At 53.9% G+C, this 25,785-nt stretch carries 21 protein-coding genes; 10 read left to right on the top strand and 11 right to left on the bottom strand.

Annotated features, from left to right (window positions below; genetic code table 11):
• Positions 1-134: 134 nt before the first annotated feature.
• Together B5E67_RS05505 and B5E67_RS15710 are read right to left on the bottom strand one after the other, a co-directional pair.
• Positions 135-1,061, bottom strand: coding sequence for a PTS transporter subunit EIIC (locus B5E67_RS05505; RefSeq protein WP_204246530.1), 927 nt, complete (start codon positions 1,059-1,061; stop codon positions 135-137).
• Complete coding sequence (locus B5E67_RS15710; RefSeq protein WP_204246529.1) at positions 1,058-1,504, bottom strand: PTS transporter subunit EIIB; 447 nt, start codon at positions 1,502-1,504, stop codon at positions 1,058-1,060. The genes B5E67_RS05505 and B5E67_RS15710 overlap by 4 nt, the downstream gene beginning before the upstream one ends.
• A gap of 448 nt (positions 1,505-1,952) precedes the next feature.
• On the opposite strand from B5E67_RS15710, the gene B5E67_RS05500 reads away from it, so the two are divergent.
• The 10 genes from B5E67_RS05500 (at position 1,953) to B5E67_RS05455 (ending at position 14,452) form a co-directional block, all read left to right on the top strand.
• Positions 1,953-3,152 (top strand): enolase C-terminal domain-like protein, encoded by a 1,200-nt coding sequence (locus B5E67_RS05500; protein WP_087248673.1) that lies wholly within the window; start codon positions 1,953-1,955, stop codon positions 3,150-3,152.
• Positions 3,153-3,174: 22 nt separating this feature from the next.
• Positions 3,175-3,909, top strand: coding sequence for a GntR family transcriptional regulator (locus B5E67_RS05495; RefSeq protein ID WP_158098851.1), 735 nt, complete (start codon positions 3,175-3,177; stop codon positions 3,907-3,909).
• A gap of 574 nt (positions 3,910-4,483) precedes the next feature.
• Positions 4,484-6,346, top strand: coding sequence for a beta-glucoside-specific PTS transporter subunit IIABC (locus B5E67_RS05490; RefSeq protein ID WP_242956796.1), 1,863 nt, complete (start codon positions 4,484-4,486; stop codon positions 6,344-6,346).
• Positions 6,343-7,797 carry a family 1 glycosylhydrolase gene (locus B5E67_RS05485; protein ID WP_087367870.1) on the top strand — a complete coding sequence of 485 codons (1,455 nt, stop codon included), beginning with the start codon at positions 6,343-6,345 and terminating at the stop codon, positions 7,795-7,797. Before B5E67_RS05490 ends, B5E67_RS05485 begins: the two co-directional genes overlap by 4 nt.
• A gap of 40 nt (positions 7,798-7,837) precedes the next feature.
• The gene (locus tag B5E67_RS05480; RefSeq protein WP_087383679.1) at positions 7,838-8,695 is read left to right on the top strand and encodes a PRD domain-containing protein; all 858 of its coding nucleotides are present in this window, start codon (positions 7,838-7,840) and stop codon (positions 8,693-8,695) included.
• An 81-nt stretch (positions 8,696-8,776) separates the two neighbouring features.
• Entirely contained in the window at positions 8,777-9,709 is a 933-nt protein-coding gene (locus tag B5E67_RS05475; RefSeq protein ID WP_087383676.1) for an AEC family transporter, read from the top strand.
• Positions 9,710-10,090: 381 nt separating this feature from the next.
• Positions 10,091-10,951 carry a PRD domain-containing protein gene (locus B5E67_RS05470; RefSeq protein ID WP_087383672.1) on the top strand — a complete coding sequence of 287 codons (861 nt, stop codon included), beginning with the start codon at positions 10,091-10,093 and terminating at the stop codon, positions 10,949-10,951.
• 36 nt (positions 10,952-10,987) lie between these two features.
• Positions 10,988-12,334: a PTS transporter subunit EIIC gene (locus B5E67_RS05465; protein WP_087383669.1), complete on the top strand. Its 1,347-nt coding sequence runs from the start codon at positions 10,988-10,990 to the stop codon at positions 12,332-12,334.
• Positions 12,335-12,356: 22 nt separating this feature from the next.
• Complete coding sequence (locus B5E67_RS05460) at positions 12,357-13,811, top strand: family 1 glycosylhydrolase (RefSeq protein WP_087383666.1); 1,455 nt, start codon at positions 12,357-12,359, stop codon at positions 13,809-13,811.
• Positions 13,808-14,452, top strand: a complete 645-nt coding sequence (locus tag B5E67_RS05455; RefSeq protein ID WP_087383663.1) for a DUF6198 family protein — start codon at positions 13,808-13,810, stop codon at positions 14,450-14,452. The genes B5E67_RS05460 and B5E67_RS05455 overlap by 4 nt, the downstream gene beginning before the upstream one ends.
• Before the next feature lie 90 nt (positions 14,453-14,542).
• Here B5E67_RS05455 and B5E67_RS05450 read toward each other — a convergent pair whose 3' ends face one another.
• From B5E67_RS05450 to B5E67_RS05410, 9 genes are all read right to left on the bottom strand, one after another.
• Complete coding sequence (locus B5E67_RS05450; RefSeq protein WP_087383657.1) at positions 14,543-17,260, bottom strand: AAA domain-containing protein; 2,718 nt, start codon at positions 17,258-17,260, stop codon at positions 14,543-14,545.
• Between the two features lie 368 nt (positions 17,261-17,628).
• A complete protein-coding gene (locus B5E67_RS05445) occupies positions 17,629-18,285 on the bottom strand; it encodes an SIS domain-containing protein (protein ID WP_087383654.1) in 657 nt (218 codons plus the stop codon).
• A 1-nt stretch (position 18,286) separates the two neighbouring features.
• A complete protein-coding gene (gene gmhB, locus B5E67_RS05440; protein WP_087383651.1) occupies positions 18,287-19,630 on the bottom strand; it encodes a D-glycero-beta-D-manno-heptose 1,7-bisphosphate 7-phosphatase in 1,344 nt (447 codons plus the stop codon).
• A 22-nt stretch (positions 19,631-19,652) separates the two neighbouring features.
• Positions 19,653-20,654, bottom strand: a complete 1,002-nt coding sequence (locus B5E67_RS05435) for a kinase (protein WP_087383649.1) — start codon at positions 20,652-20,654, stop codon at positions 19,653-19,655.
• Positions 20,651-21,829 (bottom strand): UDP-N-acetylglucosamine 2-epimerase (non-hydrolyzing), encoded by a 1,179-nt coding sequence (wecB, locus tag B5E67_RS05430; RefSeq protein ID WP_087383646.1) that lies wholly within the window; start codon positions 21,827-21,829, stop codon positions 20,651-20,653. Before wecB ends, B5E67_RS05435 begins: the two co-directional genes overlap by 4 nt.
• Positions 21,826-22,107: a hypothetical protein gene (locus tag B5E67_RS15705; protein ID WP_204246528.1), complete on the bottom strand. Its 282-nt coding sequence runs from the start codon at positions 22,105-22,107 to the stop codon at positions 21,826-21,828. The genes wecB and B5E67_RS15705 overlap by 4 nt, the downstream gene beginning before the upstream one ends.
• Before the next feature lie 251 nt (positions 22,108-22,358).
• Positions 22,359-23,564, bottom strand: coding sequence for a capsular polysaccharide biosynthesis protein CapF (locus B5E67_RS05420; RefSeq protein WP_087383643.1), 1,206 nt, complete (start codon positions 23,562-23,564; stop codon positions 22,359-22,361).
• Positions 23,561-24,613, bottom strand: coding sequence for a polysaccharide biosynthesis protein (locus B5E67_RS05415; protein ID WP_087383640.1), 1,053 nt, complete (start codon positions 24,611-24,613; stop codon positions 23,561-23,563). Before B5E67_RS05415 ends, B5E67_RS05420 begins: the two co-directional genes overlap by 4 nt.
• Positions 24,614-24,615: 2 nt before the next feature.
• Positions 24,616-25,770, bottom strand: a complete 1,155-nt coding sequence (locus B5E67_RS05410) for a Coenzyme F420 hydrogenase/dehydrogenase, beta subunit C-terminal domain (RefSeq protein ID WP_087383637.1) — start codon at positions 25,768-25,770, stop codon at positions 24,616-24,618.
• Between the last annotated feature and the right edge of the window lie 15 nt (positions 25,771-25,785).

Genomic DNA, 25,785 nt, shown 5'->3' with positions numbered 1-25,785 from the left:
GTATTCTGTGTGTTTTATAAAAGCCAAGTTATTCTATAAAACAAACTATTTTCTGCAATGATAAAGTATCATTACAGCACATAAAAAGGCATACAGGTCAAACCTGTATGCCCTCTTTTATGCGCAGCGGATGATCAGCTGCGATTCATTTTAACAACCAGCAGATAGGACAGAGAGAACGAGACGGCCAGGGTAATGATCCAGCCCAGAACAGCGAAGGGGAAATACGGTCCGATGTAGGCGGGAATGCTGAACACGCTGGAAGTGATGTAGCCATACAGACGGACGCCAAAGAAGCTAATGAAGGCACTGCCTACCACGCTGCCCACCGTAGCGGCAACAAAGGCCATCTTGTACTTGGTCAGCACGCCGAACAGAGCCGGCTCGGTAATGCCCAGGAAGCCCGACAGCACAGCGCCGCCGATCACGGTTTTTTCAGACTTGGAGTTGGCTTTGAAGTAGCAGCCGGCAGCGGCACCCACGATGGACAGGTTTGCCACAAACATCATGGGCATCAGCATATCCCAGCCCTGAGAGGCGAAGTTTTCCATGGCAATGGGGGTCATGGCGTGGTGCATACCCACCAGAATCGACACAGGGCGAATTGCACCAAAGAAGACGCCGCAGAGAACGGGGCTGATGTCATAAACCGTGTTGACAACCGATGCCAGACCACGGCCCAGATAAATGCCGATGGGGCCCACGACGGTCAGGGTCAGGATGCCGCTGATAAACAAGGTCAGGGTGGGGACAATCACGGTTTTGGCTGCACTGGGAATAATCCGGTCCACCCAGCGGTGCACATAACTCATCAGCAGCACGCCAAAGAAGATGGGGATAACCGAGCTCGAATAGTTAAACACCGGGACAGGAATCATCCCAAACAGATAGAAGTTGCTGATTTCGCCGGCGGCAGCCGCATTCACCATGGTGGGGTACATGATGACGGTTGCCAGAGCAATGGCCAGATACTGGTTGGTCTTCAGCTTTTTGGCCTCGGAAGCCGCTACCAGGAAGGGAAGGAAATTGAATACGCCGCTGGCCAGCATATCAATAATCAATAGGTGTCCGTCGTGTTAGAAATCACATTCAGGGCAACCAGGCCGGTCATCAGACCTTTGATCATGCCGGCGCCTGCAATGGCCGGCACAATGGGTCCAAAAATGCCGGACATCAGATCCATGAACTGGGAAACCAGGCCCTTCTTTTCGCCGCTGGGTTCATCCGCCGGGGCTTTGTCCGCCTCTTTGGCCGCATCCAGGCCCAGCTGTTTCATGGCCTCGGTATAGAATTTCTCCACGGTGGTGCCAATGACAATCTGCACCTGTCCTTTGGCGAACTGGACGCCGATCACATCCGGAATCGCTTTGATCGCTTCCATATCAGCCTTGTCGTAGTCCACCAGCTCAAAGCGGAGCCGGGTCATACAGTGCCACACATTTACAATGTTTTCCTTACCGCCAACATGCGCAATGATGCTGGCAACAGACTTTGAGAGTTCCATCGCAACAGTCCTCCTGTTCAGACCATTCCATTTGTGTATCCTGTCTTTTTCCGTTCGGGATGATCTTCTACCGCAAATGGGTCGCCTGGCTTCATCCCGTGCCAGGCCTCATGGGCCGCCCGCTTTCTGGAAAGGAGTATAGCAAGTCCGCCGGAAATGGGCAAATGTTAAAAACCGGCAGGATTTCGATGCCACCCGCGCATATCCATCGATAAATCGCATGTTATTTCATTTTCTCAAAACAAGTCCAGGAAAATTGGACTGTTTTTTATTAACTTTTATTAGAAAAATCAGCAACTCTTGACGAAAGGCGAAGCTGTGTGGTTTAATCAAAGCGCTGATGGAGAACCGCCCGTTCTGAAATCCATGGCACATCCCCTGTCTGCAATGCCGTCCAGGCTGCGTGGACAGGAAACAGTCTGCAGCAGAAACGAAGGAGGTTCTTTTTGTGAAAGCGACAATCATCACAGATGTCCAATGTTATGTGGTTCGCCCCGACCGCCACAATCTGGTGGTGGTCAAGGTTCTGACCGACCGGGGTGTTTACGGCGTTGGCTGCGCCACCTTTCAGCAGCGGCCTCTGGCCGTCCAGACCACCGTTCAGGAATACCTGCGTCCCCTTCTGATTGGACGGGATGCCAACGAAATCGAGGATTTGTGGCACCTGATGATGGTGAACGCCTATTGGCGCAACGGTCCGGTCCTGAACAATGCAGTGTCCGGAGTGGACATGGCTCTGTGGGACATCAAGGGCAAGCTGGCCGAGATGCCGCTGTATGAGTTGTGGGGCGGCCGTGCCCGCACGGCCATTCCCGCTTACACCCACGCCGTGGCAGATACCATGGAACAGCTCTATGAAGAAGTGGAGCGCATCCGCAGCGAAGGCTACCGGCACATCCGCTGCCAGCTGGGCTTTTACGGCGGGAATCCGGACCACCTCCAGACGCCGGAGCATCCCCTGCCCGGAGCCTATTTTGACCCGGACGACTATATGCGGAACACCTTGACCATGTTCCGGCTGCTGCGTGAGAAATATGGAGACGCCTTCCATATTCTGCACGATGTGCACGAGAGACTGAGCCCCACCCAGGCCCTCAACTTTGCCAAACAGGTTGAGGCATACCACCCCTATTTCATCGAGGATCTGCTGCCGCCGGATCAAAACGCCTGGCTGGCCCAGCTGCGCACCCAGTGCGCCACCCCCATTGCCACCGGCGAGCTCTTCAATAATCCCACCGAGTGGATGCCCCTGCTGGAAGGCCGTCTGATCGACTACCTGCGTTGTCATGTGTCTCAGCTGGGCGGCATCACGCCGGCGCTGAAGGTGGCTTCGGTGGCGGATGCTTATGGCGTGGGCATCGCCTGGCATACTCCCTCGGACATCACCCCCATCGGGCTTGCCGTGAACACCCACCTGAACATCCATTGTCATAACGCTGCCATTCAAGAAAACATCGAACTGAAAGACAACACCAAGAGCCTGTTCCCCGGGTACACGGAACCGGTCGGCGGCTACTTCTATCCCATAGACCGCCCGGGCATCGGCGTCGACTTTGACGAGGCTTTGGCCGGCCAGTATCCCTGTACTTATCGTCCCCATGAGTGGACCCAAAGCCGTGTGCCGGACGGAACACTGGTTACACCGTGACAGATCGAAAAGAGGTGCCAGGATGACAGCCAAAAAGACGCAGTTTTTGATCGAAGATCTGATCAGTAAGATCTTTCAGCATCAATTTCCTGAGGGAAAGCTGCCGGCGGAACGTGTCCTGGCACAAGACTACGGGGTATCCCGCTACACCGTCCAGCAGGCCCTGAACCGTCTGGAAGGGATGGGCATGATTCACCGCCAGCGCGGAGACGGTATCTACATTCGGAGAAACGTCCAAAAATATCCGATGGTCTACAATTCAGCCACCCAGATCCAGTACAGTACCCTTCGCTCTGAAATGCTGTCCCTGCGCAAAATAAAGGCGGGCCCGGAGCTGATCCGGATTTTTGACATTGATGCCAGCGAAGAAGTATGGGAGTTCCGCCGGGTACGGATCATGAACTATATCAAGACCCAGATCGAGACGGGCTACCTTCCCTGCACCTTGTTTCCCTATGTGGACAGAGAGAGCGTGGAAGATTCCATCCAAAACCTTGCGATGGAACAAGGCTACCGCATCTCACGTTTTATGACCACCTACCGTCCCACCCAGCTGACCCGTGAAGAAGCAGGTCTGCTCAGCTGCAAAAAAGGCGAACCGGCTTTCTGTATCACTTCACGGGGTTACCTGCGGGACGGTCGGGTCTTTGTCCACAGCAACATTACAGCGATTCACTACGAATGCACCTATATCGTCCCCTTTAACAAGGAAGTGTATCTGCATCGAAGGAACCGCCACAAGGAAAAGGACGAATAACATCGGGAGGCATAGGATTTAAAATTTGGTGCCTCTCCCGATAAACAAAAGCGGCAGGGCCCAAAAGCCTCTGCCGCTTTTCGATTTTTCAGCCTGCCGGCCCCCGGTCTGAATCCTTTCCGGCCAAAACGGACCCATCGCCTGTTCTCTTGAGCAATCCATTTTAAACCGCCTCAACAGGCAGCGAAAAGGCTTCCTGTGGCAAGAGAATCTTCCGCAGGAGGGCTTTGCCATGTATGAGCTACCGTTCCATCCGGGCCATGCCTGCCGTCTTTTCTGCTTTGTCCAGGAACAAATTCACGCCCTGTCAAAGTATATCTGCACAAATTGAAAGTATGAATTTTGTGTGAATTGGATGTTGCGTCGGGGCGTGCATTTTACTATACTATGGATACAAGTTACCGGTTGGACATGTCACTGGTCATGCAGGCAGGATCTGACGGAACATCCCAGGCTTACCATTTCTTTATCACAAGAGGGGGAAGCTGTAGGTTGTGTTCTGTTGGGTCTTTTTCTTTTGCCATTTTGGCCGAATGGCAAAGGATGTGTACAGTCAACAAGGAGGATTTCTCAAGTGAAAAACTACAAGCAGACTGCTGCGGACGTTCTGCGCCTGGTGGGCGGAGATAAAAACGTCTCGCATCTGGAACACTGTTCCACCCGGCTGCGCTTCACCCTGGCCGACCCCGCCAAGGCGGATGCTGCCGCACTGAAAAAGACCCCCGGCGTCATGGGCGTCATCGCAAGCGGTCCCCAGTGCCAGGTGGTCATCGGAAACGATGTCATCGAGGTATACGATGAGCTGCTCAAGCTGGGCAGCTTCAACGCCGCAGCCCCCGCCGCTGCATCCGGCGGCAAAAAGAACATCGGCGGCCTGATCCTGGACTACATGGTGGGCATTTTCCAGCCTCTGGTTCCCGCCATCGCAGGCGCCGGCGTCCTGAAGGCCATCCTGACCATCTTCACCACCTTCGGCCTCCTCTCTTCCTCCGACGTGGTGTATCAGGTCTTCTATAATGTGGCCGACGCGGCACTGTATTATCTGCCCGTTCTGGTAGCCTTCACCACCGCCACCAAATTCGGCTGCAACAAACTGGTTGCCGTGGCTCTGGCTGCGGCCATGATCTCTCCCAGCACCTCCGCCCTGCTGGCGACCGAGGGCGGCGCCTACTTCTTTGGTCTCCACATTCAGAGCATCGGCTACACCGGCCAGGTTTTCCCCTCCATTCTGATCGTCATCTTTATGGCCTTCCTGGAAAAATGGTGCAACAAGTGGTGCCCCAAGGCCATCCGCGTGTTCTTTGTGCCCCTGTTCTGTTTTGCTGTGGCCTTCCCGGTGGGTCTGCTCCTGCTGGGACCTCTGGGCTACAACATCGGCAGCCTGCTGACTTCTGCCATCCTCGGCCTGTACAACACTCTGGGCTGGCTGGCCGTCGCCCTGGTGGCCGCCATCCTGCCCTTCATGATCTCCCTGGGCATGCACAAGGCTCTGGTCCCCTATGCGGTTGCCTCTATTGCTGATCCCGGCTTCGATATGCTGTATCTGCCCGCTTCGCTGGCTCACAACATCTCGGAAGGCGGCGCCTGCCTGGCGGTCGCCATCAAGACCAAGGACGAAAATCTCCGCTCCACTGCCATCTCTGCCGGCATTTCCGGCCTGTTCGGCATCACGGAGCCCGCTCTGTACGGTGTCACCCTGCAGCGCCGCAAGGTGACCATTGCGGTGGTGCTGTCCAGCTTTATCGGCGGCCTGTTCATCGGCCTTATGGGCATCAAGGCCTTCGCCGCAGTCGGCCCCGGCATTGCCAGCATGGCCATGTACATTGACCCCGCCAACAGCATGAACTTTGTCTGGGCCTGCGTGGGCTTTGCCATCTCGGTGGCCGCATCCTTTATCCTGACCCTGATCCTCTACAAAGACGAGGACGACACCGACGCTCCTTCCGCAGAGGCTGCTCCGGATTCTTCCGCCAAGCCCGCCAGCTGCACCATCGCCAGCCCTCTGGAGGGCAAGGCAGTTCCCCTGACCAGCGTGAAGGATGAGGTTTTCTCCCGGAAAATTCTGGGCGACGGCATCGCCGTGGTTCCCAGCAAAGGAGAGCTGTACGCCCCTGCGGACGGCACCATTGAGTCGGTCTTTGAGTCCAGGCACGCCATTTCGATGGTCACCAGCACCGGCGCTGAGCTGCTGATGCATATTGGCATGGATACTGTAAAACTGGAAGGCAAAGGTTTCGCTCCCGCTGTCAAAAACGGCGACAAGGTCCAGAAGGGCCAGCTGCTGATGAAGTTTGATATCGCAGCCATTCAGGCCGCCGGATTCGACACCACTACCCCCATCGTTGTGACCAACGGCGACACCTTTACCGTCACACCGGCGGCGGACGGTGCAGTCAAGCCCGGCGCCGCCCTGATGAAGTTGGAGGCTGTACAATGAGTTTTCCCAAAGGTTTTTTCTGGGGCGGCGCGCTCGCTGCCAACCAGGTGGAAGGCGCCTGGAACGTGGACGGCAAGGGTCCCAGCGTAGCCGATGTGGCCACCTATAAGCCCAACACCGACGTCAAGGATTACAAGGCCCACATGGCCATCAACGACGAGATGATCGCCGCAGCCATGGCCGACCCCGAGGACACCTGGTACCCCAAGCGCCGCGGCATTGATTTTTACCACCACTACAAAGAGGACCTGGCCCTCTTTGCCGAGATGGGCTTTACCATGCTGCGGGTGTCCATTGCCTGGACCCGCATCTATCCCACCGGCGAGGAAGCCCAGCCCAACGAGGCCGGCCTCCAGTTCTACAGCGACCTGTTCGCCGAGATGCACCGCCTGCATATCGAGCCGCTGGTCACTCTGAGCCACTACGAGATGCCGCTGGCCCTGGCCACCAAGTACAACGGCTGGCACGACCGCCGGGTCATCGACTGCTTCACCAAGTTCTGCCATACCTGCTTTGAGCGGTACAAGAACGATGTAAAGTACTGGCTGACCTTCAACGAGGTGGACAGCATCATCCGCCACCCCTTCACCACCGCCGGCATCATCCCCAGCCGCGTGCCGGAGGACAAGCTGCTGGAGGTCTGCTACCAGGCCCTGCACCATCAGCTGGTGGCCAGCGCTCTGGTGGTCAAGGACTGCCATGAAGTCATCCCGGGCAGCAAGGTGGGCTGCATGCTGACCAAGCTCACCACCTACGCCCGCACCTGTGCCCCCGACGATGAGCTGGCCACCCAGGCCAAAAACCTGGAGAACCTGTTCTACGCCGACGTCCACGTCTGGGGTGAATATCCCCGCCTGATTCTCAAGATGTTTGAGCGCAAGGGCATCCATATTCAGACCCAGCCGGAAGATGCCGCCATCCTGAAAGCGGGCTGCGTGGACTTTGTCTCCTGCAGCTACTACATGACCATGACCGAGTCGGTGGACCCCAACGCCGAGCGCACCCCCGGCAATACCGTCCTGGGTGTCAAGAATCCCTATCTGGCCACCAGCGACTGGGGCTGGCAGATCGACCCCAAGGGCCTTCGCTACAGTCTGATTGAGCTGTACGACCGTTACCGCAAGCCTTTGATGGTTGTGGAAAACGGCATCGGCGCAAAAGACACTGTAGAACCCGACGGCTCCATCCACGACCCCTACCGCATCGAGTATTTCCGCCAGCACATCAGCGAGATGGGCAAGGCCATCGACGAGGGCGTGGAGATGTGGGGTTATACCAGCTGGGCTCCCATCGACCTGATTTCGGCATCCACCAACCAGATGAGCAAGCGGTATGGTTTCATCTATGTGGATCAGGACGATATGGGCAACGGTACCCTGGCCCGCAGCCGTAAGGACAGCTTTGAATGGTACAAAAAAGTCATTGCCTCCAACGGAGAGGATTTGACCTGAACCGAGACAGCATCAACACAAAGGAGGCGGTGATGACCCCATGCAGATACGCAAGGTGCTGAACAGCAGCGTCGTGCTGGTGCAGGATGAAAACGGAGAGGAATCCATCCTGCTGGGCAAAGGAATCGGTTATGGCCGCCGCCCCGGGGAAACCATAGACCGTCAGCCTTCAGACCGGGTTTTCATTCCGCTGTCCAACCCCGATGCTCAGCCCATGATTGAGCTGTTTTCCTCCATCCCGCCGGTGTATCTGGAACTGACCCAGGACATTGTGGCCGATGCGGAGACGTCCATGGGGGTGACCCTTTCTCCCCACATCTACCTGATGCTGACCGATCACCTTCATTTTGCAGTGGAGCGCCAGAAGAAGGGCATTGTGGTCACCAACCGGGTTTTCTGGGAGATCAAGCATTTTTACCGCCGGGAATTTGAGGTGGGCCTGCGGGGCCTGCGGCGTACTTCCGAGCTTCTGGGTGTGGATCTGCCCGAGGAGGAAGCCGGGAACATCGCTTTTCACATCGTCAACGCCCGCCAGGATGTGGGGGCCGGCGGCGATGCCATGAAGGCCGCGCTGCTGATCGGCGAGCTGACCAACATCGTCACCTACCGCATGCACACCAGCCTGAACACCGAGAGCATCCATTTTTCCCGGTTCATCAGCCATCTGCAGTTTTTCGCCGACCGTTTTTTCTCCGGCAAGCTGATGGACAGCGAGGATGATTTCCTGTTCCGGCAGATGCAGAGCGGCTATCCCGAAGCCACCGACTGCGCCGAGCGAATCCGCACCTTTTTGCTGCGCAAATACAACGTCTTTCTTCCCAACGAGGAGACCGCCTATCTGGCGCTGCACATCGCCCGTCTGACCAAAACCACGGAGGACGACACGTCATCCAAGTAAGCCTGTCCCACGCAGAGAGGTGCCCTTTGGGGCATCTCTCTTTTTATGCCCGCTCTGTTTCCGGGTGAGGAGGTATGTTCTATGGAGATTGCCCTTTTGCTGGCGCAGCAGATTGCGCAGCTGTTCCTGATTTTGTTTTGCGGCTATCTGATTGTCCGCACCGGCCTGCTCCGGGCGGCCGACAGCAAGGTGCTGTCGGTGATTCTGGTCTATCTGGTGATTCCCTGCGTCATCATCGACGCTTTTCAGATCCAGGACAGCCCCCAGGTGCGCGCCGGCCTGCTGGTTTCCTTTGGGGCGGCTGCAGCTATTCACATCGTGTTTCTGGCCCTGACTGTCGTCCTGCGGCGGCCTTTGGGGCTGGATGCGGTGGAGCGAGCCACCGCCATCTACAGCAACGCCGGTGCTCTGGTGATTCCGCTGGTACAGGCCCTTCTGGGTCAGGAATATGTGATTTACTCCTGTGCCTTCATCATTGTTCAGCTGGTCCTGCTGTGGACCCACGGCAGCACGGTTCTGCGGGGCGCCGGCTCCCTCAGTCTGAAATCCATCCTCACCAACGTGAATTTGATCTCCATCCTGGTGGGCGCTGTGCTCTATCTGGGCCATATCCCCCTGCCCAGCGTCCTGGTGGGGGCCATGGACAGCATGGGGAATCTGATGGGGCCTCTGGGGATGCTGCTGGCCGGCATGGCCATCGCGGAATCTCCCCTGAAGCAGCTGCTGTGCACCCCTCGCTATTACCTTACAGCTGCTCTGCGGCTGCTGATCTATCCCCTGGCCGCTCTGGCTTTGTTGTGGGTGTCTGGGGCTGTATCCTTTCTGCCCGACGGCAAGGCCATCCTGATGACCGTCTATCTGGCCGCCATCACTCCGGCCTGCACCACCATCACCTCCATGGCCCAGCTGTACGGCCAGGATGCCGGGAAATCCAGCTCCCTCTATGTCCTGTCCACCCTGCTGTCCATCGCAACCATGCCGGTGATGCTGGGGCTGTTTGACGTGGTCATTTAATTAACCGGCAGCCGAATACGGAGCGCTTCCTGGAATCCGCAGGCATCGGATTCCAGGGGCCTTCGCTTGTGCACAAAATCGACAGACTTTTTTATGCACAACTTCCAAAAATGACTTTTACAACGAAATCGTATTGACAAAATGTGAATTTTTCACTATTCTTGTATCACAAGAAACAAGGAAGGCAACTACGAAAGTAGGCTTAACCACGGTCTTGCAAAACAGGATATCCAGCCCCCTGAAGGGTTGGACTATCGTTTTTTTGCTGTGTGGGAGAGCCTGCTTTTTTCTGTTTCAGGCCGGCTTTTCCAGCGGAAAGGAGGCCGGAACGTTTAAAACAGAGCTCTGCATCCCAACACAAAGACAAAGGAGGTGGACACCATGGTAATCACACGGATATACAACAACAGCTGCGCCGCCGTCACCGACGGCGATGGCCAGGACATGATTGTCACCGGCCGGGGCGTGGTCTTTGGAAAAAAGGCCGGCGACCTGCTGGATGAAGCGCTGGTGGAAAAGCGGTACCTGCTCAGTGACCCGGGTCTGGGCAGCCGGCTGGACACCATCCTCAGCAGCATCGACCAGGCGGACGTTTATCTGTCCATTTCGGAAGAAATCCTTTCCATGATCCGTTCCCAGGGCTATCCCGTCAAGGAAAGCCTGCTTCTGACCCTCACCGACCATATTTCCACTTCCCTTGAGCGGGAGCGGACCGGTGTAGTGCTGGCCAATCCCCTGCTGCCAGACATCCGCCAGCTGTACCACAAGCAGTATCAGCTGGCCGAGCAGGCCGGGCAGATCATTGCCCAGCGGACCGGCATCAACGTTTCCCCCGACGAAATCGGCTTCATCACCCTGCACATTGTCAGCGCCTCCATCGACGGCCGCTTCGACGACCTGCTGGAGATCACCCATATCATCCAGAAGATTCTCTGCATCATCGAGACATCCTTTGAGGTGCACCTGAACGAGAATTCTCTGCGGTATGAGCGGTTCATCCGCCATCTGCAATTTTTTGCGCGACGGATTCTGGACCCCGCCAGCGAACAGGAAACCAACCTTCTGATGTACAATATGGGCCGGCTGGAATTCCCCGACGCTTTCCTGTGCGTCAAGGACATCGCCCGGATGATTGAGCGCGACTATCACCGCAAGGTATCGGATGCAGAACAGGGCTATCTGATCTATCACATCATGAACGTGATTCTGGAAACGCGGGAGAAAAAGCCGGATCAGGACTGATCCCCGGCCCCGCCCTTGGAACAGAAAGGAGCAACCATGGACATCAAAACCAGTGCGTCGCAGATCGTACAGTATGTCGGCGGCGTTGACAACATCCAGAGCCTGACCCACTGCGCCACCCGCCTGCGCTTTGTGGTCAAGAATGAGGCCCAGGTGGATATGGATCATCTGGGCAGCGTGGAGGGCGTCCTCACCGCCCAGAACAAGGGCGGCCAGACCCAGGTGGTCATCGGCGCCAAGGTGGAAGCCTTCTATAAGGAGATCATCTCCTCCTACAAGATTGCAGCCGGCGGCGAAGTGGACGACGACGGCGCCCCCCTGCCCAAGAAAAAGCAGAACCCCATCAACGCTCTGGCCGAGACCATTGCCAGCATGTTCACCCCCATCCTGCCCGCCCTGGTGGGCTGCGGCATGATTCAGTGCGTGCTGAACATTGCGGTGGCCCTGGGCCTGGATTCCTCCAGCGGCACCTATACCGTCCTGAACATGATGGGCCAGCTGATTTTCTACTTCCTGCCCTTCATGCTGGCCATCACCGCTGCAGAAAAATTCAAGACCAACCGCGCCCTGGCCATGCTGCTGGCCGGCGGCTACATCTATTTCACCGTCAACTACGCCGACGTCAGCCTGGACTTCCTGGGCATTCCCCTACGGACCGTCACCTATACCAGCACCGTCATCCCCATCATCCTGTCGGTGTTCGTCCTGAAGTACGTCTATGACTTCGTCAACCGGATCATCCCCGACATGCTGCGGGTGGTCCTGGTGCCCATGGTGACCCTGTTCATCATGATTCCCCTGGAGCTGGCCCTGCTGGGCCCCATCGGCGCCTACATCGGTTCCTACCTGGCCAACGCCATCGCCTGGCTGTTCTCGGTCAGCGGCCTGGTGGCCGGCGCCCTGCTGGGCTTCTTACGGCCCATCCTGGTCATGTTCGGCATGCACTACTCCATCATGCCCATCCAGATCCAGCTGGTGGCTGAGACCGGCATGACCGCCATGCTCTGCAGCGCCATCTGTGCCAACATCGCCCAGAGCGGCGCCGCCCTCGGCGTGGCCATCCGCACCCGCAGCAAGACCATGCGCACCGCCGCCCTGTCGGCCTGCATCACCGCCTTCTTTGGCATCACTGAGCCCGCCATCTACGGCGTCACCCTGCGGTACAAGAAGCCTTTCTTCTGCGCCTGCACCGCTGCCGCCATCACTTCCGGCATCCTGGGCCTGCTGAACGGCTACGCCACCGCCATCGCCCTGCCCGGCATCCTCTCGCTGCCTGTGTTCAACTGTGACGCCGGCTTCATTTGGATTCCCCTGATGGTCCTGGCCTCCTTCATCCTGGCCGCCGTCTTTACCTGCGTGGTGGGCATCGACGAAAAAGAGTAAGCATTGACCGAGGTAATCAACCATGAGCAGAAATTTTCCTTCCAACTTTCTCTGGGGCGGCGCGCTGGCCGGCTGCCAGGCGGAAGGCGCCTGGCTGGAGGACGGCAAGACCATGACCATCCCCGAGGTGATGAAGTTCGGCAAGGTGGACCACAAGGTCACCCGCCAAATGAAAATCACCATGGAGACCATCGCCGAGGCGGAGGCCGACCCCGACACCATCAAATACCCCAAGCGCCGGGGCATCGACTTCTATCATACTTATAAGGAGGACCTTGCTCTCCTGGCCGGCATGGGGCTGAAATGCTTCCGATACTCCTTTTCCTGGGCCCGGGTGTTCCCCGAGGGGGACCAGCCCCAGCCCAACGAAAAGGCCCTGGCCTTCTATGATGACCTGATCGACACCATCCGCAGCCACGGGATGGAGCCGCTGATGACCATCAGCCACTTTGACTTTCCGGTCTACCTGGTGAAAAAGTACGGCGGCTGGAGCGACCGCCGGCTGATTGACCTGTACGAAAAGTATTGCCGCGTCCTGATGGAGCGGTACAAGGGCAAGGTGCGCTACTGGGTCACCTTCAACGAGATCAACATGAGCCTGAAGGCCGGCCCCAAGACCATGGGCGTGGTGGATCAGGGCCAGCCCAACTATGAGGAGATGCTGTTCCAGGCGCTGTACCACCAGTTTGTGGCGGCGGCCCGGGTCACCAAAATGGCCCATCAGATCGACCCCGAAAACAAAGTTGGCTGCATGGTGGCCTACTTCACCACCTACCCCTACACCTGCAAGCCGGAGGACAGCCTGGCCGCCCAGTTTGACGACCGGATGAAAAACCTCTACTTCCTGGACAGCCTGAATGGCCGTCCCCTGCCCTACTACGCCCGGGCCTATTTTGATCAGAAGGGCATCCAGCTCCAGACCAGCGAGGCCGAGCTGGAGGAAATCCGCCAGAACCCCGCCGACTTTGTGGGCCTGAGCTACTACAACAGCATGGTCAGCGCCGGGGACACCTCCCAGCTGGAGCTGACCAACGGCAACGTGGCCAGCGCCTACAAAAATCCCTATCTGTCGGCCAACGCCTGGGGCTGGCAGATCGACCCGGTGGGCCTGCGCTACACCCTGAACCATCTGTACGACCGGTACGGCAAACCCCTGTTTATCCTGGAAAACAGCTCTGGCTTCATGGACACCCTGGAGCCGGACGGCACCGTCCACGACCCCTACCGGGTGGAGTTCCTGCGGGCTCATATCCGGGCCATGATGGACGCCGTCACCCAGGACGGCGTGGATGTGATCGGCTACACCATGTGGGGTCCCATCGACATCATTTCCTCCTCCACCAGTGAGATGACCAAGCGGTATGGCTTCATCTATGTGGATCAGGACGACTACGGCAACGGCAGCAAAAAGCGGTACATCAAGGACAGCTACTACTGGTATCGGGATCTGATCGCTAGCAACGGGGCAAATCTGTGAGCGCCGCGTTCCGCCGGGGAATCACCTTCTGCGCGGGACTGGTGATTCTCTGTTTCGGCATCGTCCTGAACACCAAAACCGGCCTGGGCGTGGCCTCCATCAACACCACCCCCTACACCCTCAGCGAAGTGGAGGGGATCAGCCTGGGCACCGCCACCATGCTACTCTATTTCGTCTTTGCGGGCGCCCAGTGCCTGCTGCGCCGCTCTCTGGGGTGGAAGATTCTCCTTCAGGTTCCCATGAGCATCCTGATCGGCCGGATCGTAGACTTTTTCAACGACTACGTCCTGACCTTTCAGGCTCAGGGTCTGGCCGACGGTCTTCTGCTGCTGTGCGGCGCCATTCCCCTGACGGCTTTTGGAACTACCCTGGTGGTCCAGACCGATCTGGTTCCCGCCGCCCCCGACGGGATGGTCCGGGCTTTCGGCGATGCCCTTGGCTGGGACTTCGGCCGCGCCAAGTACACCTTTGACATCATCATGATTGTCCTGTCGGCCGGGTATGCGCTGGTGCGCACCGGTCACACGGTGGGCATTGGCATCGGCACCGTGGCCGCCGCCCTCCTGACCGGGCGGCTGTGCCAGCTGTTCGGCCGCCTGCTGGCCCCCTGGTTTGAATCCTGCCTGGCCAAAGCAAGCTGATCGCCTGCTCCCCTGAACCGACAACAAAAAGGCCTCCTGTGGTAGCTTCTCTTACCACAGGAGGCTTTTGCTATCTGTTGTTGTGTGGTTTCAGTTTCCTTTCAGCGCCTGTTCCAGAGCCTGTTCGATCCGAAGGGCCTCTTCGCTCTCATCGGACCGAAGGCGCAGCAAGGGAATTCCGCACCGCGCAAAGATACGATTCTTTTTCTCGTCTCGCCGGGCCTGTACGCTGCCGGCTGCATGGAATGCGGTTCCATCCACCTCCACGGCCAGCACCGGCGATTTATCCACCCGCCGGAACAGCAGAAAGTCCACATGGGTCAGGGGATTCCGGGCGTAAACAGCTTCCTCCTCGGTCAAGAGGCTGTAATCCCGGATCAAGTGATTGACCGACACATGGACGGCGCAGTCCACCGAAGCAAACGGTTCTTTCTGGAGTATTCCTTCAAGGACGGTATAGAGCAGATTTTCGGAGTCGTAGTCTGAAATCCGTCTGTGCTTTTGCAGATACACCCGGCGCTGTTCCGCATAGCCCTTGTAGAGCAGGTCAAACACCGAGTAAACCGCGCTGTTCACCACTTCGCAGTTGTTGTACTGAATATAGCGGGTCAGCTCGCCATAGTTGGTTGTGTCGTTCCGCGGATCGCTGGAGGTAATCACCGCAAGGGACCGCACCGCCCGTGACACGGCCACGTTGAGCATATGGGGATCGTCCACAAACTGGGTGATCACATTGTCCACCGAAGTCAGTACAATGGCTTCCTTTTCGCGGCCCTGGAATTCGTGGACGGTTGCCACTTCCCATTCTTCGCCCAGCTGGGTCTGGATGGCCGCCACCTGATCCCGATAGGGAGTGATAATTCCAATCTGGTCGTATCCCTGCTTTTTCAGCCTGGGCAGCACTTCTTCCCGCATCACGTCAATCTGACGCTGGTTCAGGTGTCCCCGGGCGTGATTGCCCTGGGGCGTCTTGTACATGGTCAGGACATCGGGTTCTCCGTGGTCCTCGGTCATGACGATCAGTTTGCCCCCATAGAATTTCTGATTGCAGAAATTGATGATTTTGGGATGGCAGCGGTAATGCTCCCGCAAGAGTACCATCGGCGCATCCTTCCACACTTCCAGCGCAGAGGCAAGCAGGCTGTGGGTCGAGAAACGGTAGGCCTCCGGCAAAGAACACTGGTTCCAGACCGCCTCACTCTTTTGAATGGTATCGCCGTCCAGAACATTGGGAAGCTGCTGGAAGTCGCCCACAATCACCACATTCTTTGCACAGGAGAGAGCAAGCACGCCGGTGGCCAGATCCACCTGCGAGGCCTCATCCACAATTAGATAGTCATAAACATGATCGGGATGCAGCGTTCCCTTGATGGAATGGGTCGTGCTCAGGATCACCGGATATGCTGCGTTGACTTTGCCGGGATCCCCCCAAAAGCTCTTCCCATCAAAACAGGGCCGCTTTCCTTTCCAGCGGAACCGCCGGCTCAGCTCTGCCCGAAACAGGCACAGGGACAGGTCTGTCAATTCCTCCATTTTCTCATCGAAGGAATAGTGTTCCAGCATCTTTTCCAGGTGCTCTCTTTCATCCGTCAGCTCCTGACGGCGCAGCTGGTAAAATTGCCGCTGAAGATAAGGAATGACCACTTCCGGAGCCTGACCAAAAATCGTCAGGGCGCTGCGGTTGAACCGAAGCCAAATCGAGAACTTTTTCAGCAGGCCCAGCCGTTTCCCATTTTCTGCATGAGCCTCATACTCCAGCCACAGAGACAGGGTTTCCTGGGCCGATAAGTTTTTGATCTGGCCCTGAAAAGCCTGTCCTACATTCTCATAATAGGATGTAAAGTTGTGCTCTTCCGGGGTCAATTCCAGCAGTTCCTGCTGAATGGCCGCAATCCGGTTCTTGGCATCCAGGCGCTGATTCAATTCCTGCGACAGCTGCGCAACGGTCTTTGCCAGACGCTGCTGTTCTTCCGGCTCCAGCACCCAGGACTCCATATTGGGATACTCCCCGGTCTGGGTTTCCAGAAAATGCTCTTTATTGGCCCGGCTGCCCAAAAAGGCGGTGAGAAACGAGAGGCCCTTGGCCTCCATTTTCTCGGCCACGTTGAGGGTGGCGGCGTTGTTGTTGGAAACAACCGCCACCGTTTTCCCGTTCCGGACCGCATTGGCGATAATATTCAGAATGGTTTGGGTCTTTCCCGTTCCCGGTGGGCCCTGGATGATGCTCACCTGCGAGGACAGGGCGTGTTCCACCGCAATCTTTTGGCTCTGATTCAAGCCAAACGGATACAGAATGACGCCGGGCAAATCGCGCTTTTGGGGCTTGATGTCCGGATCCAGATAGCAGGCCAGCGCCGTTTCACTATCAATCCGCTTGCACCGTTCATATTGGGCGCTCAGCAGATTTACACCATTGTCAACCGTCAGTCCGACCGCTCCGGCGGTCTCCTTAAAATAGGCAAAGAGAGACTGCACCCACTGATCCGTCAGGCAGTTCCGGTGAAACAAAACATCCGCCTTGGGACACGAGACAGCCTTTTGTCCTGCCCGGACAAAACGATACCAGCTGCCATAATCCAGAATCTCGTCCAGATCGTTCAGGGAATGATTTCCCGCCTCCACAATCCAATCATCCGGATTCAAGCGCTGCTGCAGTTCCAAAATCTGCACTTTATCCCGCCGATAATGATACGCTTTGGGAGAATTGGCATAGATAATCTCGCAGTATTGGCCTTCCATCCGAAACGAAGCAATCGCATCGGTTTTATCCTGCCCATTGATGAGGATAAGATATTTTTCTTGATCCATGCCAAGCCTCCATCGTCTTTCCGACTGCTGTCAAAATTGCCTTAATTCGGCGCTTCATTATAACATGTACCATCTTTTGCCACAAGATAAAGCAGAATATATTTACTGAAAAGTTGCAAGTTCGCTGGACATTTTTCGCGTTCAGCAGAAATAGCCAAATCCAGGCCAAAACAAAAAGCCATTACCCAAAACCTTTCAAATCCTTTATACTGAACAGCGACCAAACAATCCAGTAGAAAGGATACATATGAAAGGAATACAGCGTAATGGCTTCTTGCCTATTATAGCAGCAGCTATATCAAAAATAGAAGAAATCTGTAGACCACAGATCTTTTCAAGCTCTTGGTCCAGATTTTGTTCACGCCCCCTTACTCCGCAAAAAACCGATCCTCCAGCATCAAACAGAGGCAATGATAAATCGGCAGGTGCAGCTCTTGAATCATGTACGTTTCTGTCTGAGCCACCTTAATGCACACATCGCACATCGGATCCAGTTTACTGGCCTTCATTCCGGTCAAACCGACAACTTTTATTCCTTTGGCGCGTGCAGTTACTGCTGCATATAAGATATTTTTGCTGTTGCCACTTGTAGAAATCCCCAAAAACACATCTCCAGCCCTGCCATAACCATTCACCTGCTGCGCAAAGCATAGCAAAGGTTCACAGTCATTCATGTAGGCTGTAGACAATGCCAGATGTCCATCCAGTGCAATGGCCGGAAGCGCCCCCTGCAACTTTTCAGCCAAGAGCGGCCCCAGCTCCTGATTTCCTGCAACAAGCTTTTCTGCAAACTCCGCTTTGGGTTTACGTGGCATTTTAAAGCCTTTCATCAGTTCGCCAACAATATGCTCTGCATCGGCGGCGGAACCGCCATTGCCAGCCACAAGCAATTTGCCGCCATTCTCATAGCATTCTTCTATCAAAAGATATGCCGCAATGATGTCATCTTTTGCAGGCTCCAGAGCCGGATATCTTGTCAGCAGCAGGTCCATGTGTTTTATCAACCGCTTTTCCAGTTCACGCATTTCACAAGACCTCCTCCTGTTTCAGATATCGATCCGCAAAGTCCTTCAACGACGACACCGTCACGGTTTGACCATAATCCTTGCTTCCAATCAAAGCTGTCTGACAGCCCGCATTTTGTCCCGCCTTGACATCATTTTCGCCATCGCCAACCATCCAGGATTTCGCCAGATCAATATTAAAATCTTTTGCGGCTTTCAGAAGCATTCCGGGCTTGGGCTTGCGGCATTCGCAGTCGAATTTCAGATCAGGCCGCTCGCCTTCATATCCTCTGTCCGGATGATGCGGACAAAAATAAATTGCATCCAGATACGCGCCCTCTTTTCCCAGAAGCGTCTCCATCTTGTTATGGATTTCTTCCAATTCCTCAAAAGACACCTCTCCACGTGCGACAACCGGCTGGTTGGTAACAACGATCGCCAGATATCCGGAGCGATTGATTGTGCGGACAGCGTCTGCCGCGCCATCCGTCAATTCAAACTCGTCTATATTACGAAGAAATCCTACATATTTATTGATCGTCCCATCCCGGTCAAGAAATATTGCCTTCTGCTTGTGTTTCAAGTTTTTTTCCAAAATACGTCCAGCCTTGTAGTCCGCGCACACCGAAGCATAACGCTCCGGCGTGCCCATATCTTTTACATATTCAGGGCTGTCATAGCAAAACATCTTTCCGGTTCCTGCCAGAGGTTTGAGAATCTGCCGATCCAGGTCAACCTTGAGAATTTTCCCGTTTTCACCTGCTGTGCCGACTTGATCGGCATCGATCCCTGACAGATTCAATGCATCCGGATTGATAACGTGCAGTCCGGCATTCACACGATTCCGGTAATATCTGGGCCGGTTGTCCTCTTTGGTCAGCCACTGACTGACGGCCCCGTTTTGGTCCGTTATAATGAGCCCGCTGTCGTAAGGGTGACTATTGGGATGAGTAAAGAGTGTAACCAGGCCTCTGTGTTCTCTGTGGAAATCTACAAAACGATTGAAATCCACATGAAAGACAGAGTCTGCATTCAGCAGAAGAAAATCCGAATCCAGTTTATCCTTTATTTTAAACAGTGCGCCTGCATTGCCCAGCGGTTTTTCCTCAAAGTAATATTCGATATGGACTCCAAACGGCTTTCCGGTCGCGGGGGAAATTTTCGTTCCATCCCCAAAATAGTCCATAATGACATTTCCAAGATGGGACACCGTCAGAATTATATCCGTGAATCCTTGATCGCGGAGGCACTCCAACTCATGCTCAAGAACAGGCTTCCCTTCTATTTGAATCATCGGCTTTGGGATATCGTTTGCGATGGAAGAAATCCGTGTTCCTTTGCCTCCAGCCATGATGACTGTTTTCATCTCAAACCATCCTTACTTGAATTCAATCCTTGGGTTCATATGTTTCCGGCGTATAATGGATCACCCTTGTTCCGCCATTCTCAAACTCAAACGGAATATGCATCAGATCCCGCATCGCCCAACGCACCGAATCCTGACGTTCTGGCCGGACATAAAATACAAGAAATCCTCCGCCGCCAGCACCCAGCAATTTTCCACCAAGCGCGCCGGCAGCAATTCCCTTCGCGTACAAATCATCAATGCTGCTGGTAGAAACTGCAGCTCCTGTCTGTCGTTTTAGTTTCCATGAATGATCAAGCATCCGCCCAAAGTCATCCAGATCCGCGTTCTTATCGGTCAGCACACGTTCTGCATCATCGACCAATGCCAGCATCTCTCTGAGTTGAGCGGTTTTATCCTGTCTTCCAGCTGCATTGACTTTCTGCACCTCCGACGAAAGCCGGGTAAAGCCGGTAAAAAACATCATCAAATGATCATTGAGCTGCTTTTTTCGCTCTGGTGAGATAATTACAGGCAAAATCTCATAACCTTCCGCATTAAAATTGATGCGGTTAAACCCGCCAAAAGACGCTGCAATCTGGTCTTGCCATCCGCCAGCTTCCTGACAAAGCGTTCGCTCAAGGTAAATTGCTTCATCCGCCAGCCTCTTTTTATCCACATACTTTCCTTTTAGTGCATAAAAAGCATTCAGCATACCGACTGCAAAAGAACTGGACGTTCCCAAACCAGAACGCGCCGGAAGATCCGCCTCGTATGTAAGACGAATTTCATGCATATCCAGCATTTTCATTGCATTTCGAATCGCAGGATGCTGAATATCATCAATGCTTGTCACACGTTCAATCTTAGAATAGGACAGTTCTGTAGAGTAATCGAAAAAGCGCGGCAAATGGCGCACGGTCACATAGCAGTACTTATCAAACGTAGTGGAAAGTACTGCTCCACCGTATTTTTTAAAAAAGTCCTCCAAGTCTGTTCCGCCGCCAAAGAAAGACATTCGAAAAGGCGTTTTCGTGATAATCATTGGCTTTTTCTCCACACCATCTTATTAACCACGCCGGTATAACTCTGGATGATCTTCACCACTTTGTCCGAGACATTTTCATCGGTATAATCCGGCACCGGAATCCCCAGGTCGTTGTTTTTATTCATCTCGACCGCTACGTCCACCGCCTGCAAAAGGCTGTCAGTGTCAATGCCGGCCAGAATAAAATCGCCCTTATCCAGTGCTTCCGGTCGCTCTGTGCTGGTACGGATGCAAACCGCCGGGAACGGATGTCCCACACTGGTGAAAAAGCTGCTTTCCTCGGGCAGTGTGCCGCTGTCACTGACCACACAGAATGCATTCATCTGAAGGCAGTTATAGTCATGGAAGCCCAGCGGTTCATGCTGAATCACTCGCTTGTCCAGCTGGAATCCAGATGCTTCCAGACGCTTGCGGCTGCGGGGATGACAGGAGTACAGAATCGGCATATCATACTTTTCTGCCATCTGATTGATCGCTGTGAAGAGGGAAACAAAATTCTTCTCGGTATCAATGTTTTCTTCCCGATGGGCCGAAAGCAGGATATACCTGCCCTTTTCCAACCCCAGGCGGGCATGGATATCGGAAGCCTCGATCTTAGCCAGGTTTTTGTGAAGCACTTCTGCCATTGGAGAACCGGTCACATAGGTGCGCTCTTTGGGCAAACCGGTATCTGCCAGATAGCGCCGGGCATGTTCCGAGTAGGCCATATTCACATCGGAAATGATATCCACGATCCGGCGGTTGGTCTCCTCCGGCAGGCACTCGTCCTTGCACCGGTTGCCTGCTTCCATGTGGAAAATAGGAATGTGCAAGCGCTTGGCGCCAATCACAGACAAGCAGCTGTTGGTATCCCCCAACACCAGAACTGCATCCGGCTGAGTGGCCACCATCAGTTTGTAGGACTCTGAAATGATATTGCCCATGGTCTCTCCAAGATCTGCACCTACGGCATCCAGATAAACCTCCGGATCTGCCAGTTCCAAATCCCGGAAAAAAATCCCATTGAGGTTGTAATCGTAGTTCTGGCCAGTATGAGCCAAAATCACATCAAAATACTTGCGGGTCTTATGGATCACCGCAGAAAGCCGAATGATTTCAGGGCGAGTTCCTACGATGATCAGCAATTTTAATTTGCCGTTATTCTGAAACGATACGTTGCTATAATCGCTCATCTATATCCTCCTACCGGGAAAGTCCGTGCTTCAATCACTTCTCCCGCCTCGATTTTTCGGAGTGCTTCGATCTGGTTTTCTGCCTTGACGATGGCTCCCAGACAAATATGGACCCCATCCTCAATCCAACAGCCATGGTCGATGATACTGCTGCAGTTGATGATACAGCCCTTCCCTACATGTACGCCGGTATTGACGACGGCATGGGGCAAAACCACTGTTCCCTCTTCAATCACCGATTTAGGACTTACATAAGCTGTGGGATGTACCAGAGTCAACAGCCTGCATCCTGTTTCTTGCAGACGGAGAAGCCAGTTCATCCGACCTTTATTGTTTCCAAAAGCCGGATAAAACACCGTCTCGCCATTCAGATACTTTTCATACTCTGCGCATTTGCCCAACACGTCACTGGCTGTACTGTTGTCATCCAGGAAAGAAATCGTTTCAAATTCCCCGGACTACACCGCCAGGTCGGCCACAGTACGGCCGTAGCCGCCTGCTCCCAGAATTACAAGATGCTGTTGTTTGCTCATTCTTTCACCTTCTCAAAGAATGTGTCCGGATGCTGTGGATCAAAAGTCTCATTGGCCCACATAACTGTCACCAGATTTTCGGTGTCGCTAAGGTTGATAATATTGTGGGTATAACCCGGCAGCATATGTACAGCTTCTATCTTATCCCCGCTGACTTCAAACTCCATTACCTCATCGGTACCGATTTTTCGCTCCTGAATCAGCCCATGGCCGCTGACTACCATGAAAAACTCCCACTTGGAATTATGCCAGTGCTGGCCTTTTGTAATTCCAGGCTTGGAAATATTAACCGACACCTGGCCGCAATGGGCGGTTTTGAGCAACTCCGTAAAGCTGCCGCGATCATCCACATTCATTTTCAGCGGAACACATACCGCTTTTTTGGGAAGGTAAGACAGATAGGTGCTGTAAAGTTTCTTGGCAAAACTGCCTGCCGGAATTTCCGGCATCACCAATGTCCTGGGCTGTTCCTTAAAGGATTCCAGCAGGTCTACAATTTCCCCCAGTGTTGCTTTCGACGTTACAGGAACATAACAGTAGCGGCCATTTTCTTTGGCCACAGCATCCAGCCCGGAGAACTCGCAACGATGTTCTTTGCCCTCCAAGGCATCCAGCATTTCCTCTACCAGATCATCAATATAGACAAACTCCAGCTCGGTGGAGCGATCATTCACCTGAATGGGAAGATCGTTCGCAATGTTGTTGCAGAAGGTCGCCACCACGCTGTTATAGTTGGGCCTGCACCACTTGCCAAAGAGATTCGGGAAGCGATAGACCAGGATCGGCGCGCCGGTTTCCCTGCTGTATTCAAAGAAAAGTTCTTCGCCTGCAAGTTTGCTTTTACCGTAATCGCTCTGCCCATACCGTCCAATCAGGGTAGCCTGGATGGAGCTGGACAACATCACCGGGCACTTGTTGCCATGCTTTTCCAGCTTTTCCAGCAAATCCGATGCAAAGCCAAAATTTCCCTCCATGAACTCGCTCTGGTCCTTGGGCCGGTTGACGCCAGCCAGGTTGAACACAAAATCCGCCCCAGCGCAAAACTTGTCCAGTAAAGCCGGGTCAGTATCCAGATCATATTCATAGATCTCGCCAATGGTCAGCTTTGGGCGGGTCCGGTTCTTTCCCTCTGCAATATTGCGTAAATTACAGACCAAATTTTTGCCCACAAAACCTTTGGCACCGGTAACCAGGACGTTCATGCCTTGTGTTCCTCCCAAGTTTTCAGTGCCTCCTGCACATAATCAGTGGTCAGAATCTTCTTCACCGTACCCTCGACGTCCAGACGGTTGGTGTTGTGGCTGGTATAGGCCTCATCCGCCATGGTATGCACTTCGCCCTTCACCACAAACTTGTCGTAGTTCAGGTCACGGTTATCTGCAGCTACGCGGAAATAATGCCCCATATCCTCGCTGCGAAGCCGCTCTTCCCGGGTCATAAGAGTTTCATACAGCTTCTCGCCATGACGGGTTCCGATGATCTGTGTACCCGTATCGCCAAACAGCTGCTGTACCGCTTTGGCCAGGTCACCGATGGTGGAGGCGTCCGCCTTCTGGATAAACAGGTCCCCAGGGTTGGCGTGCTGGAACGCGAACATCACCAGATCTACAGCCTCATCCAGGTTCATCAAAAACCGGGTCATGTTGGGGTCGGTGATGGTGATGGGGTTGCCCGCCTTGATCTGATCGATGAACAGCGGGATCACGCTGCCGCGGCTGCACATAACATTGCCGTACCGGGTGCAGCAGATAGTTGTACCACCACGTTCAGCAGCCACCCGAGCGTTTGCATAGATGACATGCTCCATCATAGCCTTGGAGATACCCATGGCATTGATGGGATAGGCGGCCTTGTCGGTAGAGAGGCAAACCACACGCTTGACTCCTGCATCAATAGCAGCATGGAGCAAGTTGTCCGTACCAATGATATTCGTGCGAACAGCCTCCATCGGGAAAAATTCGCAGCTGGGAACCTGTTTCAGAGCTGCCGCATGGAAAATGTAGTCAACACCAGGCATGGCATCACGGATGGACTGCAGGTTGCGGACATCCCCGATATAGAACTTCACTTTACCCGCGCTTTCAGGATGCTTTGCCTGGAGCTCATGCCGCATGTCATCCTGTTTCTTTTCGTCACGGGAGAAGATGCGGATTTCACGAAGGTCGGAATCGAGGAATTGCTTGAGAACCGTGGATCCAAAGGAACCGGTGCCACCGGTGATCATGAGGGTAGCGTTATTGAAAACAGACATTTTTATTTTCTCCTGCTCACTTTTTTGATCCCCAATTTAATTTTCGTATAGATTCTCTCGGACAAAGGAATCGAACAATATCGTTTAACCGCATCGGCAAACGTATGGTTCTCCAGTGAATGCATAAAATCATCTCTGTACTTGGGCAGTCGCGAAGAACAATTCATCGAAAAATTTCCAGATGCGGCCTGTATATCTACCTCACGGCATACCAGTAAAGGAACTACCTCTTTCCAGAATTTTGCGCCTTTTTCAGAATGGCAAACAACCAAATCAATTCCTTTATTATCGTCAAATCCTTTAATATAATCATTGACAGCCCAAAAATCAGCCAATGTTATATCGCTGCTTCTCTTTAATCCTTTGCTTGGACAATTGTAACATGACGGCCTTAAACATACATTTCTCAAGTATGCTTTCATCATTTCATTTTCTAAAAATGTACTCTTTTCTTCCGTTCCATTTTTGCCTTCAATTTTTACCGCATATTTATTCCACCCAAAGGTTTTATCTCTAAAAGTAATGTGCTTTATATCTGAATGAATTTTGTCCTTAACATAGTTTAAATACTTTTCCCACACGACGGGTGAAGAAACACCATGACAAATAATATCCTGTGTCAGCAGGTTATCATATTCTTTTCCAAGAAAATTTTTCAATCCGTCAACTTGGCATGGTGTCCCTGAAAAATAAACCTTTCGATCTGTTTTTAAGATTTCTTTGATCTCTTTATATGTATCCTCTATTCTGCTTTGAATATACTTTGAGCCTCTAAGAAATTTCAGATCATCGGTTGACGTAATTCCAATATGATGCACTTGAAATTCTCTATCAAAAGCAGCCCCAAAGACCACACCGCCCTGGTTTATAACCGCTTCTGCCAAAACAGAAAACACACCGCCTGAAGAGCTTTGACTTCTTATGACCTCATCTTTAGAATATGCCGCGAAAGAAATCTCAGAAAAATCCTGCGTCGGAGCGCTGTGAATCACTGGGCAAACGGTCTCACACTTGTTGCAGTTTATACATTTTGATTTATTTACAGATGGATATTTAAACCCTTCTCCATCTTCTTCCATAGATATACATTGTTGCGGGCAGCAGCTGCAGCAAGCATAGCAGCCAACGCACATTGCTTTCTGAATGATTTCTATCATCTCTCTACCCTTACT

This window comes from Faecalibacterium sp. An122 (assembly GCF_002160895.1).
GTDB lineage: Bacteria > Bacillota > Clostridia > Oscillospirales > Ruminococcaceae > Faecalibacterium.
Note: the sequence above shows the minus strand (reverse complement) of the source record. Positions and strands in the feature narration are given on the sequence as shown.

Coding starts and splice junctions, on each gene's coding strand:
- B5E67_RS15710 (WP_204246529.1), bottom strand. CDS start 1,504: ATGGAACTCTCAAAGTCTGTTGCCAGCATCATTGCGCATGTTGGCGGT.
- B5E67_RS05495 (WP_158098851.1), top strand. CDS start 3,175: ATGACAGCCAAAAAGACGCAGTTTTTGATCGAAGATCTGATCAGTAAG.
- B5E67_RS05485 (WP_087367870.1), top strand. CDS start 6,343: ATGAGTTTTCCCAAAGGTTTTTTCTGGGGCGGCGCGCTCGCTGCCAAC.
- B5E67_RS05480 (WP_087383679.1), top strand. CDS start 7,838: ATGCAGATACGCAAGGTGCTGAACAGCAGCGTCGTGCTGGTGCAGGAT.
- B5E67_RS05475 (WP_087383676.1), top strand. CDS start 8,777: ATGGAGATTGCCCTTTTGCTGGCGCAGCAGATTGCGCAGCTGTTCCTG.
- B5E67_RS05470 (WP_087383672.1), top strand. CDS start 10,091: ATGGTAATCACACGGATATACAACAACAGCTGCGCCGCCGTCACCGAC.
- B5E67_RS05465 (WP_087383669.1), top strand. CDS start 10,988: ATGGACATCAAAACCAGTGCGTCGCAGATCGTACAGTATGTCGGCGGC.
- B5E67_RS05460 (WP_087383666.1), top strand. CDS start 12,357: ATGAGCAGAAATTTTCCTTCCAACTTTCTCTGGGGCGGCGCGCTGGCC.
- B5E67_RS05450 (WP_087383657.1), bottom strand. CDS start 17,260: ATGGATCAAGAAAAATATCTTATCCTCATCAATGGGCAGGATAAAACC.
- B5E67_RS05445 (WP_087383654.1), bottom strand. CDS start 18,285: ATGCGTGAACTGGAAAAGCGGTTGATAAAACACATGGACCTGCTGCTG.
- gmhB (WP_087383651.1), bottom strand. CDS start 19,630: ATGAAAACAGTCATCATGGCTGGAGGCAAAGGAACACGGATTTCTTCC.
- B5E67_RS05435 (WP_087383649.1), bottom strand. CDS start 20,654: ATGATTATCACGAAAACGCCTTTTCGAATGTCTTTCTTTGGCGGCGGA.
- wecB (WP_087383646.1), bottom strand. CDS start 21,829: ATGAGCGATTATAGCAACGTATCGTTTCAGAATAACGGCAAATTAAAA.
- B5E67_RS05420 (WP_087383643.1), bottom strand. CDS start 23,564: ATGAACGTCCTGGTTACCGGTGCCAAAGGTTTTGTGGGCAAAAATTTG.
- B5E67_RS05415 (WP_087383640.1), bottom strand. CDS start 24,613: ATGTCTGTTTTCAATAACGCTACCCTCATGATCACCGGTGGCACCGGT.
- B5E67_RS05410 (WP_087383637.1), bottom strand. CDS start 25,770: ATGATAGAAATCATTCAGAAAGCAATGTGCGTTGGCTGCTATGCTTGC.